Origin of the sequence: Pseudoalteromonas haloplanktis ATCC 14393 (assembly GCF_000238355.1) — a bacterium.
GTDB lineage: Bacteria > Pseudomonadota > Gammaproteobacteria > Enterobacterales > Alteromonadaceae > Pseudoalteromonas > Pseudoalteromonas haloplanktis.
The window spans coordinates 192,299-204,449 of the sequence record NZ_AHCA01000002.1 but is presented as its reverse complement, the minus strand read 5'-3'; the positions used below and the strand labels follow the sequence as shown (position 1 = coordinate 204,449).

9 protein-coding genes are annotated in these 12,151 nt (G+C 41.9%); 5 read left to right on the top strand and 4 right to left on the bottom strand.

Translation table 11 applies throughout. From position 1 onward, the window contains the following. Positions 1-8: 8 nt before the first annotated feature. Positions 9-1,013: a type I glyceraldehyde-3-phosphate dehydrogenase gene (gene gap / locus PHAL_RS0105100; protein WP_016707348.1), complete on the top strand. Its 1,005-nt coding sequence runs from the start codon at positions 9-11 to the stop codon at positions 1,011-1,013. A gap of 62 nt (positions 1,014-1,075) precedes the next feature. Here gap and PHAL_RS0105095 read toward each other — a convergent pair whose 3' ends face one another. The 4 genes from PHAL_RS0105095 to PHAL_RS0105080 form a co-directional block, all read right to left on the bottom strand. Continuing rightward, the gene (locus PHAL_RS0105095; protein WP_016707347.1) at positions 1,076-2,350 is read right to left on the bottom strand and encodes a leucine-rich repeat-containing protein kinase family protein; all 1,275 of its coding nucleotides are present in this window, start codon (positions 2,348-2,350) and stop codon (positions 1,076-1,078) included. An 89-nt stretch (positions 2,351-2,439) separates the two neighbouring features. Then, positions 2,440-3,153 (bottom strand): YebC/PmpR family DNA-binding transcriptional regulator, encoded by a 714-nt coding sequence (locus PHAL_RS0105090; RefSeq protein ID WP_016707346.1) that lies wholly within the window; start codon positions 3,151-3,153, stop codon positions 2,440-2,442. A 185-nt stretch (positions 3,154-3,338) separates the two neighbouring features. Next, positions 3,339-5,417, bottom strand: a complete 2,079-nt coding sequence (locus PHAL_RS0105085) for a M13 family metallopeptidase (protein WP_016707345.1) — start codon at positions 5,415-5,417, stop codon at positions 3,339-3,341. Between the two features lie 152 nt (positions 5,418-5,569). After that, positions 5,570-7,321: an ABCB family ABC transporter ATP-binding protein/permease gene (locus PHAL_RS0105080; RefSeq protein ID WP_036980545.1), complete on the bottom strand. Its 1,752-nt coding sequence runs from the start codon at positions 7,319-7,321 to the stop codon at positions 5,570-5,572. A 208-nt stretch (positions 7,322-7,529) separates the two neighbouring features. On the opposite strand from PHAL_RS0105080, the gene PHAL_RS0105075 reads away from it, so the two are divergent. The 4 genes from PHAL_RS0105075 (at position 7,530) to secF (ending at position 12,093) form a co-directional block, all read left to right on the top strand. Beyond that, the gene (locus PHAL_RS0105075; protein WP_016707343.1) at positions 7,530-8,579 is read left to right on the top strand and encodes an NAD(P)-dependent alcohol dehydrogenase; all 1,050 of its coding nucleotides are present in this window, start codon (positions 7,530-7,532) and stop codon (positions 8,577-8,579) included. 149 nt (positions 8,580-8,728) lie between these two features. Continuing rightward, positions 8,729-9,220, top strand: a complete 492-nt coding sequence (locus tag PHAL_RS0105070) for a hypothetical protein (protein WP_016707342.1) — start codon at positions 8,729-8,731, stop codon at positions 9,218-9,220. Between the two features lie 105 nt (positions 9,221-9,325). Further along, a complete protein-coding gene (gene secD, locus PHAL_RS0105065) occupies positions 9,326-11,170 on the top strand; it encodes a protein translocase subunit SecD (RefSeq protein ID WP_016707341.1) in 1,845 nt (614 codons plus the stop codon). Then, positions 11,167-12,093 (top strand): protein translocase subunit SecF, encoded by a 927-nt coding sequence (secF, locus tag PHAL_RS0105060; protein WP_016707340.1) that lies wholly within the window; start codon positions 11,167-11,169, stop codon positions 12,091-12,093. Before secD ends, secF begins: the two co-directional genes overlap by 4 nt. The last annotated feature ends 58 nt before the right edge of the window (positions 12,094-12,151 follow it).

Below are 12,151 nucleotides of genomic sequence, written 5' to 3'. Positions count from 1 at the left end.
TTTTTTAAATGATTAATGTAGCAATTAATGGCTATGGCCGTATCGGTCGCAACGTATTACGTGCACTTTATGAGTCAGCGCAAAACAATGAAATTAAAATCGTTGCGATTAATGACTTAGCGCCAGCGAATGTAAATGCACACCTTACTCAATTTGATTCTGTGCATGGTCAATTTTCGCAAAAAGTAACACTTGCTGATAACACTATGCTTATCGGTGATGACGTAATTACTCTTACGCAAGAGCGTGACCCTGCAAACTTGCCATGGAAAGAGTTAAACGTAGATATCGTATTAGAATGTACGGGCTTTTTCACAAAACGTGAAGATGCTGCAAAACACATTACTGCGGGTGCGAAAAAAGTGATTGTATCAGCACCTGGTACCGACTTAGATGCAACCGTAGTTCATGGTGTAAATGATGATGTACTTAATGCCGACAGCAACATTATTTCTAACGCATCATGTACTACAAACTGTTTAGCACCTATTGCAAAAGCAATTAATGATACAGTTGGTATTGAGCAAGGCAGCATGACAACCATTCATGCTTATACAAATGACCAAAACCTGTCAGATGTATACCACCCAGATCTATACCGTGCACGTAGTGCTACGCAGTCTATGATCCCAACTAAAACAGGCGCAGCCAAAGCGGTTGGCTTAGTATTACCTGAGCTTGCGGGTAAGCTTGACGGGATGTCAGTACGCGTTCCAACAATTAACGTATCGTTAGTTGATTTTACGTTTATTACTAAACGTGACACAACAGCAGCTGAAATAAATGAAGTAATGAAAGCCGCAGCTGAAGGTTCAATGAAAGAGATCTTAGAGTACAATGAGCTTCCGCTTGTTTCTATTGATTTTAATCATAACCCAGCGTCGTCAATTTTTGATGCTACGCAAACTAAAGCTGAAGGTAAATTAGTTAAAGTGATGGCTTGGTATGATAACGAATGGGGTTTCTCAAACCGCATGTTAGACCAAGTTAAAACACTCGGTCAGTATTTATAATTGACCCTATAAAAGTTTAGCTTTATCCAACAAAGCCGCGAATATCGCGGCTTTTTTGCGTTTTATAGCTTAACGTTCAAAGTTGCTAAGCGAGGGCGCTCTGACATTACTAAACTCATAGATTGCGCTGCAATTTGCTGTAGTTTATGCGTTTCTGGGGTAGATTCTTTGCATAGGGTAAGTAAATCAGCAATTAAACAACCTATAGCTCTTACTTCTATCAACTCCATTTGTGAACGCTGATAGTCAGTGAGAGAGTTCAAGTTGGTTGCTGCGCCAAAGTCACCAAATAAAACAGTGTACTGGGCATCTATCATAGTGTTGTGAGCGTACACATCACCATGACTGACATTATTAGCATGTAAGTGGGCAAGGGTGCTGAGCATCTGCTTTGCAATATGTTTAATGGCTTCAGCGGTGAACTGTGTGTGTTCGGCAAAGGTATCGCGAGTGCAGGTTTCAAGTGACGGCGGTAAGCCAAGATTTTGGTAATCTTGGTTAATAAGCTCCATCACCAGCCCTAGTTGTTCTGGGTTATCGATATATGCAAGCACTTTGATAAGATTTGGGTGCTCGCCAGCTTGTAAGCAACAGTTTACTTCATCTAATGGATAACCATCACTGGTAATCGCTCCTTTAAATAGCTTAACGGCTACTTTATGTTGCTGCCAATCTGCTAAGTGTATTATTCCCGATGCGCCTTCACCAATTTGGCTTATGAGTTCAAACTCATTAAGCGTTGTTTGCTTTATTGCCCCATGTTGCAGTGATTGCGATTTATTAAAGTCGTTTCCGGCAAACGCCAGCCAAGTAAGCGCGGGGAGTTCGAACAGCCAGTCATCAATTTGGGTTAAGTTATTTGCTGATAAGCGAACGAGTTCTAGTTGCTGACACTGCTGCATGCTGTGGGGCAGAGTTGTTAACTGATTACCAGCTAGAGCGAGTTTACGTAGTTGAGTAAGTTCACCAAAAGACTCAGGCAATTGTTGAAGCTTGTTGTCAGTTAAAATTAACCATTGAGTTGTAAGTGGCAAGCTATGCTCTGCAAATTCGCTGATCTGATTACCTTTAAACGCGATCATGATCAGGGCTGGGCATTTTGCTAGTACAGGGGGAATATGCTGAAACTGGTTGAATGATAAAAATACCCGTTTTAATTTGGTTAAACAGGCAAACTGAGCGGGTAAATCAGTGAGTTTATTGTTTGATAAATCGAGTACTTCAAGAGTCTCTGCTAGGGTAAATATTTCGTCGGGGAACGTCGTTAATTCTGCAACCAGTTGCAAACGTTTAGCGCCAACTAATTGACCACTGCGAAGCTGTTCAAGGGTATTCAAAATACAAATCCATTTATTTAGGTAGTTTAATATTCAGTAAATAAAAAAGGCCAATCTAATGGCCTTGATGATCACTTTATTGTATGGAATTAAAATTGTGCATTGTGATAGACGTTTTGTACGTCGTCACAATCTTCAAGCATCGCTAAAAAGCGTTCCATTACTTCTACATCTTCACCTTCAAGTGGTGCTTCTACTTGGGGGACGAATGCGATTAAGTCTTCGTGGAATTCACTAATACCCATTTCTTCTAGCGCAGTACGAGCGTTGTTATATTCAGTATGTGGAGCAAAAACGGTCACTTTACCGTCTTCTACTTCTACGTCAGTGATATCAACATCCGCCATCATCAGTGCTTCAAGCACGGTTTCGTCGTCATCACCGTCAAAAACAAAAATCGCAAGATGATCAAATAAGTGCGATACCGAATTTTGTGCGCCAATCTTAGCATTTGCTTTGGTAAAACATACACGCACATCAGCAAAGGTGCGTTTGTTGTTATCAGTTAAGCAATCTACGATGATCATGCAGTTACCCGGGCCGTAACCTTCGTAGCGAGTCGCTGAGTAATCTTCGCCACCGCCGCCTTTGGCTTTGTCGATAGCGCGCTCAATAACGTGAGCGGGAACTTGGTCTTTTTTAGCTCTTTCGATTAAACGACGTAGTGCGAGATTGCCATCTGGATCAACACCACCGTTTTTGGCACAAATATAAATTTCTTTACCGTACTTTGAGTAAACTTTAGTTTTAGCACCCGCAGTTTTAGCCATTGAATCTTTTTTGTTTTGGTAAGCTCTTCCCATCTGCGTTTCGCCTTAAATATATTTTAAAAGTGTAAATTTTGTAGGCTCGTATTCTAAAGGTAAATGCGGGGCAGGGCTAGTCTGATTTAAAGTGTGTAAGCAGTAGAGAAGGTTTTGCTGTGCTGGTTGTTTAAATAAAAACAATATAGCCCGCGTGCGCGGGCTAATTAAAGGTTAAGTTGTGCTTACCAAATACGCACACGCTCTTCTTCAGGCAAGTAAAGCTTATCACCTGGTTTTACATCAAATGCTTTATACCATGCATCATGGTTACGAGGGGCTTGTGCTCTAAAGCGACCTGGCGCATGTGTACCACCACGTAGTTGGTTTAACATACTTTGCTCTGTACGTTTTTCTTTCCATACTTGTGCCCAAGCTAAAAAGAACCGCTGATCGCCTGTTAGGCCATCAATTACAGGTGCTTCTTTACCATTTAAGCTCAGTTTATAAGCGTGATATGCCATTGCTAGGCCGCCCACATCACCAATGTTTTCACCTAAGCTGTTACGGCCATTGACGAAGTTACCTGGGATTGGCTCGTACTGGCTATACTGGGCTGCGAGCTGATCGGCTTTGGCCTCAAATGCAGCACGATCTGAGTCAGTCCACCAGTTGCGTTGCACACCGTTTGCATCTGATTTAGAGCCCTGATCATCAAAACCATGACCCATTTCATGACCAATAACAGCACCTATGCCACCATAGTTAACAGCTGGATCGGCATTTGGATCGAAAAATGGTGGTTGCAGGATAGCAGCAGGGAACACAATTTCGTTAAATGAGCTATTGTAGTACGCATTCACGCGTTGTGGTGTCATACCCCAACGGTTACGATCCGTTTTTTCAAGCTCTTTGGCAACACTGTCTGCTTGGAAAAATTCACGGGTGTTTTTTATATTGCCCATTAAATCGTTGTCGCTAATTGTTAAGCCGTCAAATGATTGCCATACATCTGGATAGCCGATTTTTGGCACAAATGCGGCCAATTTAGCACGCGCATTTACTTTTGTTTCTGCGCCCATCCAGTCTAGGTTATCAATACGCTCACCGAGTGCTGTACGTAGGTTTTCAACCAATTCGGACATTTGCTGTTTTGATGATTCTGGGAAGTAACGTGCGACATACACTTTACCGATAGCAAAGCCTAACGAGTTGGTACCTGACATTTGGCTAATAGCACGTTTCCAGCGAGGACGTGGCGCTTGTTGTCCGTTAAGTTCTTTACCGTAAAACGCAAAATTAGTATTGAATACTTCTTCAGAAAGTAACTCTGCGTTACCACTGAGTGCGTGATAGGTTAAGTAGTCTTTCCATACTGCTAGGTCTTGTTGATTGATAAGTTCAATCATGGCTTTTATAGGCTCTGGTTGTGACACATTCAACTGCGGCACTTGATAACCTGTTTGCGCAAAGTACAGATCCCAATTAAAGTCTGGGTATGCTTCGCTCAGCTCACTGCGCTTAACTTGGTTTAATGTTAGGTCGCGGTTACGGCGTTTTTCACGTGGCCAATGACCTTCTGCAATTTTAGTTTCAAGGGCTAAGATCGCCTGTGCACGTTCGGTGGTATTATCGACACCGGCTAATTCAAGCATTTGTGCAATGTGTGCAACATATGCGCTACGGGTTTTTTCAAAACGCTCAGAATCTTCTAAGTAGTAAGAGCGATCTGGTAAGCCTAAACCGCCAGCGCCCAGTGACATTTCATATTTATTTGGATCAAGACGGTTAAACCACATGCCACCGCCAATAGGAGAGTTAACACCACTCAGCCACGCTTGACCAAACAGCTTAGTAAGATCATCCGTTGATGATACGTCATTGATTTCAGTCAACAATGGTTTAATAGGTGTGATACCTAATTTATTAAGTGTTTCGGTATCCATATAAGCGTTGTAAAAGTCAGCGATTAGCTGCTCTTCAGCATTTAAATCATCACGTGCCGCTATCTCTTCAATGATTTCTTTAACACGCTCTTCACTGCGCTCTGCTAACCCAGAAAAAGCACCATAGCGTGTTTTGTCCGCAGGCATTACGTAGTTGTCATACCATGTGCCACTGGCGTACATAAAAAAATCATCGCCAGGTTTAATTGCTTCGTTACGCGCCGTTAAATCTACACCAAAGCTACCTAATTCTGGCTGTTCAGCGGCTGTGGTTGTTTCAACGGCTGTTTTTGGGGCTGAGGTTTCGGTTGTTTCAGGCTTAGAACAGCCTGCTAAAAATGTGGCAGCGAGTGTGGCTGCAATAAGTGTTTTTTTCATTGGATTACCCTGAATGTTATTTTTATCATAGATTTTTATAACCTAGCTTTTGATTGTTATAGATAACCGAAAGCGAGACAAACTTTTGAGGTGAATAACTTAATCACCCGATAAAGCCGTGTTAATAAATAAACTAACTGAGTCAGCGGTACTTAGCAATTGTTTGACTGCATTTGCTGTAATTGCCACATCCGCGCATATTCACCTTGTAAAGCAAGCAGTTGTTGATGATTGCCTTGTTCAACGAGTTGACCTGCTTGCATAACCAAGATTTTGTCAGCATCGGTTATTGTTGATAAGCGGTGTGCAATCACTAAACTTGTATGATTTGCGGCTACTTCTCGCATGGCGTTTAATATTGCTTGTTCTGCATGAGAGTCCAGCGCAGAGGTTGCTTCGTCAAAAATTAAGATTGGTGACTTCTTCAAAATGGCACGCGCGATGGCGATACGTTGTTTCTCACCCCCAGAGACTTTTAAGCCACGTTCGCCAACAAGGGTTTGATCGCCTTTCTCAAGGCTATTTATAAATTTAGTTAAGTGAGCCATCTTAATCGCTTTATCGATTTCTTCATCACTGGCACTAGGGCGACCATAAGCGATATTTTCTCGTATGCTGGTATTAAAAAGTACGGTGTCTTGTGGGACGATGGCAATTGCTTGGCGTAAGCTGTGTAGCGTGATGTCGCGCACGTCTTGGCCATCAATACAAATACTGCCACTGTCAATATCATAAAAACGATATAACACACGGGCAAGGGTACTTTTACCTGCGCCACTGGCACCGACCACCGCGACTTTGCTCCCAGCGTTAATGGTAAAACTCAGTTGCTTGAGAATAGCCCGCGAGCTGTGGTAGCTAAAATTAACGTTGTTAAACTCTATATTCCCTTGCTGTATAGCAAGCGGCTGGGCATTTTCTTTATCTGTGATCCGTGGCTTTGTGGTTAATAGCCCGAGCATGTTTTCAAGATCTGTTAGGGCACGGCGAATTTCTCGATATACAAAGCCTAAAAAATTGAGTGGTAAGAAAAGCTGGATCATGTAGGCATTGATCATAACCAACTCACCGATGCTTAACTCACCTGTTACGACATCTGCTGTGCCTAACCACATTAATGCGGTGATCGCTGCGGCAATGATCAAGGCTTGGCCTGAGTTAAGTGCTAATAAAGATAAGCGGTTTTTCAATCGTGCGTGTTCCCAAGTAGCTAAAAAAGCGTCATAACTGTTGGCTTCGTGGGTTTCATTATTAAAATATTTAACGGTTTCGTAGTTGAGCAAACTGTCGATTGCTCGACTATTGCTGTTGTTATCCGCTTGGTTTGCCTCACGAATGAATCGATTGCGCCATTGAGTAATAGTGACCGTGAAGGCAATATAAATAATCACCGCGATGAGGGTGACAAGCGCAAACCAAGGAGAAAAAAGCGTGGCGAATATAATCGCGACAATTAAGATCTCTAATAGCGTAGGGATAATATTAAACATTAAAAAGCGCATTAAAAAGCTTAGGCCTTGCGTTCCGCGTTCAATATCACGGCTAATCCCGCCAGTTTGTCTATTTAAATGAAAACTCAGCTCAAGTGCATGTAAATGCTTAAATACTTTAAGACCAATATGCCGCATGGCGTGCTCTGTGACACGGCCAAATAAGGCATCGCGTACTTCGCCAAAAAACACCCCAGCAAAGCGTAATCCGCCATAAAGCAGTAAAAGTGTTACGGGGACCATGAGAACGGTTTGTAGATTACCATCAACAGCATCAATGATTTCTTTTAGCGCCCATGGCATCAGCAAGGTTGCGCCTTTTGCAGCAATCAATGCAAGCACAGCTAACAAGATTCGCGCTTTGAACACCATTAAATATGGCCATAACGTTTTAATACTTTGTTTTAAGTTCATGGCATCATGATGTTTTATTGCTTCTTGTTTACCCATACCGCGCATATTTTCTCTAACTCTATTAAGTCTGTATTAAACTTTTTTTAGTAGCCTAGAGTATAAACTTTAACAGTGTGGATCTAGGACTATACTGTAACAGCACATAGTACAGTGTAGACAGCTTAAGACAATTAATTAAACTCAGTTTTTAACACAGAAGGGAAAGCAGATGAAAACTATCGGATACGCGGCACATGAAGCTAACACGCCATTAGCGCCATTTTATTTTGAAAGACGCGATTTACGCAGTGAAGACGTTGCGATTGAAATCTTGTATTGCGGGGTGTGTCATTCAGATCTCCATACTGTAAATAACGACTGGGGCGGTACTCGTTACCCCATTTTACCAGGCCATGAGATCGTAGGCCGTGTGACTGCTATTGGCAGCAAAGTGACTAAATACCAAGTTGGTGACAATGTTGCAGTTGGCTGTATGGTTGATAGCTGTCTTGAATGCGACCAATGCCATAAAGGCGAAGAGCAATTTTGTCGCGAAGGCATGGTTGGTACTTATTCAGGGAAAGATCGTATTACTGGTGAATCAACCAAAGGTGGCTACGCGAAACACATTGTTGTGCGCGAAGAGTTTGTTCTAAACGTACCAAAATCATTGGATCTTGCTAAATGTGCACCAATTTTATGTGCGGGTATTACCACATATTCACCGCTTCGCACCTGGAATGTCGGCCCTGGTAGTCGTGTTGCCGTGATTGGTTTAGGAGGCTTGGGCCATATGGCGATTAAAATTGCTGCGGCGATGGGAGCGCATGTGACGGCTATTAGTCGATCAGATGACAAAAAACAGCAAGCACTTGAATATGGCGCTGAAGGTTTACTTATCTCTAAAGATCAAAAAGCCATGGATGCCCATGCAAATAAATTTGATTTAATCATTAATACCATTCCCGTTAAGCATGACTTTACCCCTTATTTGCCTTTGCTCGATATTGATGGCACACAAGTGTTAGTTGGCCAAGTGGGTGATATGGCTGAATCCAGCTCAGTGCCACTATTATTGGGACGTCGCCGCGTGGCTGGCTCTTTAATTGGTGGTATTGCGCAAACGCAGGAAATTCTCGATTTCTGTGCACTACACAATATTCTTCCAGAAGTTGAAATGATTAAAATGGATGAGATCAATCAAGCATTTGAACGTCTAAAAGAAGGGGATCTATCTCACCGTTATGTGATTGACATGTCATCACTTGAAGTCGTTTAATAGCTCTATAGTGCCGCTTTATACCAATCGTGTTAAGTATTTAAGTCGATTGGTATTAAACGGCGGCATGATTTTTTAAATAGTAAAACGCTATTGAAATAATTAAAATGCACCCAATAATAGTATTAATATTCTAGCTAGATAATAAAATGATTCGTTTTCGCTTAGTCTTCGTTGTGTTACTGATGTTTGCTGCACTTTTTAGTGTGCAGGCAACTGCTGCGAGCAGCACTAAAGTTGAACTGAATCAGCCTATTGCTACTTTTCAGTCGCTGATACAAGCAGATTTGAGTCAGTTAGCGGTAAAGATATTTGACAATTCAACGTCAGATACCACGCCTTTTACTAAAAAGAGTGCGGCGGATGAGCAAACCTCTGAAGGTGCAGGCTTTGAATCATTGCAACCACGTTTAACCGTTAGCAACTCGTCATTATTTTTATATCATACTCAAGTAGAGCCAAATTATGTGGCTATCTTTGAGTTTTTTGTGCCAAGTCTTGCGCGGCAACTTTATTTACAGCCTCTTGAACCGGCAATAACGTTACCTTGGTTTGTGTGTTATGAAGGTAAGAAGTCTCGTTTGAGTGGTTGGAAAGACGCAAATTTACAATACCGAGCTGTTGTTACCTACCACAGTTAATTCTTCTCGTTAATTTTTCGCTGTTTTAGTGATTTCGCTAAAGCAAAAAATAACGACGCCAATTTTGGCGTGAAGCCTATGTTTTTATAGGCTTAAGGAAGAAGTATGTTAAAAAAATCATCAAAAAAACCGCTGTTTCAGCGTTTTAAAATAAGCTATCTAGCTATGCTTGTAGCACTGATATTGCTGGCTATTAGCGCCTTACCAAATTTATACCCTGCAAAGTCCTGGTTGCATGTGACAGCACAACAACAAGTTAACGCTGAGTTATTAGCAATTGACACGCAAAAAAGTGTGGTTGATTTTTTAAATCAACACGGTTTTACTGTCGAACAGTCTATGCAATCGTCTCAACAGCAATCGTCATTAAAAGTGTTACTCCACGAGCCGACAAAAAGCGCCGCAGCTCAGCAAGCGTTAAAAAGTGAATTTATGCAGTTGAATGTAAAAATAGTGACGCATCAAACAAGTCCAGATTGGTTACAAAGTTTAGGTTTAGCACCTATAAAGTTGGGGCTGGATCTCAATGGTGGGGTGTTGTTTGTATTAGATGTTGATTTAGTCAAAGCGCAACAAGAGCAGCTGGATAGCGCTTATGAGCAAACAAAAACGATAATTCGTGATGAAAAAGCCAGAGGGGTCCGTGTGCAACAAAATGCGCAAGGATTTGAATTACATGCATTGCCAGCTGCAAAAGATCAATTGCTTACAGTGCAGACGCAAGTTTTAAAACGTTTTCAGCGTTTAGCTCCAACGGTGCATACGCAAGGTAAGTTAACAACAGTGGCATTTAGTTTTAGTGAGCAAGGCAGTAGTGAGTTTACTAAAGAAGTGATGAGTCAAACGTTGACGACGTTGCGTGGTCGTATTGAAGAGTTAGGCATTACGGAAGCGGTAACCCAGCGCCAAGGTAAACAGCGTATTCGTATTGAACTACCCGGTGTACAAGATCCCGCAGCTGCAAAACGGATCATTGGTGCTACGGCATCCCTTGATTTCCATCAACTTAAAGAATATGGCGGCAAGTCCTTTGCCCTACAAAATGGGGGCACCATCAGCTTAGATCCAATTGCTATCTTTTCAGGCCAACATATTAATAATGCGCATGTTGGGCGCGATGAGTGGGGTAAGCCTCTGGTACAACTGAGCCTTGATAGCCAAGGTGGCGAAGCGATGTCGGCGTTTTCCAAGCGTAATATCGGCAAGCCTATGGCGACAGTGTATTCTGAATATTACAAAAATGACCAAGGAAAAGTGGTTAAAAAAAGTGAAGTTATTAATGTAGCAAATATAGCTCAGCACTTAAGTAGTCAATTTAGTATTACAAATATGCAAAGCCCGCAAGCGGCACAAGATTTAGCATTATTACTGCGTGCAGGTTCACTAACCGCCCCAGTAACCATAGTGCAAGAACAAACCATTGGCCCAAGCTTAGGCGCTGATAACATAAATAACGGGTTAGCTGCTTTAATGCTAGGAATGGGTATCACATTGGCATTTATGGCTTTGTGGTATCGGCGCTTAGGGTTAGTGGCGAATATAGCCTTATTATTAAATTTAACGGCTTTGGTTGGTTTAATGTCATTGCTGCCTGGTGTTGTGCTCACTTTACCTGGGATTGCAGGGCTGGTACTAACAATTGGCATGGCGGTTGATACTAATGTCATTATATTTGAGCGTATCAAAGAAGAGCGACGTAAAGGCCGTGCGCCCTATCAAGCTATAGAGCAGGGCTATAAACAAGCATTTAGCACCATTTTTGACGCTAACATTACCACGATGATCACTGCCGTCATTTTATATGGCATAGGCTATGGGCCAGTAAAAGGGTTTGCTATTACGCTTGCGCTTGGGCTTATAACCAGTGTGTTTACCGGCGTGTATGTCTCAAAGGCATTGAGCCAAACCGTGTATTTAAAATTGGCAAACAAACGTGGAGTAAATGCATGAGTAAAGTAACTGAAAAAAAGAGCACAATAACGCGCTTACGTTTATCTGGTTTATTTTTATCTCTGTTTTTAATCATTTTCTCAGTAATAGGAATAACATCAAAAGGCTTGAATTTTGGCCTTGATTTTACCGGGGGGTATTTAACTGAGTTTACGACCTCAGTGCCAATTAACCAAAGTGAACTTACTGAGAAATTGAGTATTTATCATGACGGTGATTTTATTCTCACCGCGCAATCAAGCCAACACTTTCAATTAAGAGAAGCTGAGCAAGTAAAAAACTCAGGCTGGATCACAAGTTTAACTGAAGATGAGTCGTTGGGTGTTGAAGTTGTGTCATCATCTTATTTAGGTTCACAAGTGGGAGATGAATTATTCGATCAAGGGTGCTTAGCATTATTTGCAGCAATGGTTGCTGTAATGATTTACTTAGCACTTAGGTTTGAATGGCGTTTGGCGCTGGGGGCGGTAATAGCTTTACTGCATGACGTGATCATAGTGGTAGGCTTATTTTCGTGGTTGCAGCTTGATTTTAATTTAACGGTATTGGCAAGTTTGCTGGCAATTATTGGTTACTCATTAAATGATTCTATTATTGTCGCAGACCGAGTGCGTGAATTGCTACGCTTGGATACTAATAAACAACTCGCAAGCGTTAACACTGTGATTGATGAATCAATTAAAAGTACTTTAACGCGTACTTTGATCACTTCAGGTACTACATTAGCGACAGTTGCGAGTGTCTGGTTACTCGCTGGTGCGCCATTACAGGGGTTTTCTATCGCTTTGTTTACGGGAATTGTGGTAGGGACCTTGTCATCCATCTGTATTGCGGCAACGCTACCACAGTTACTTGGTTTAAAGCATGAGAACTATCAAGTTAAAGTGGACGAACAAAGCCAAGCGTTAATGGATATGCCGTAACGATCCGCATGATACTAATAAAAATGCCGCAATGAATGCGGCATTTTGCTTAACAAGT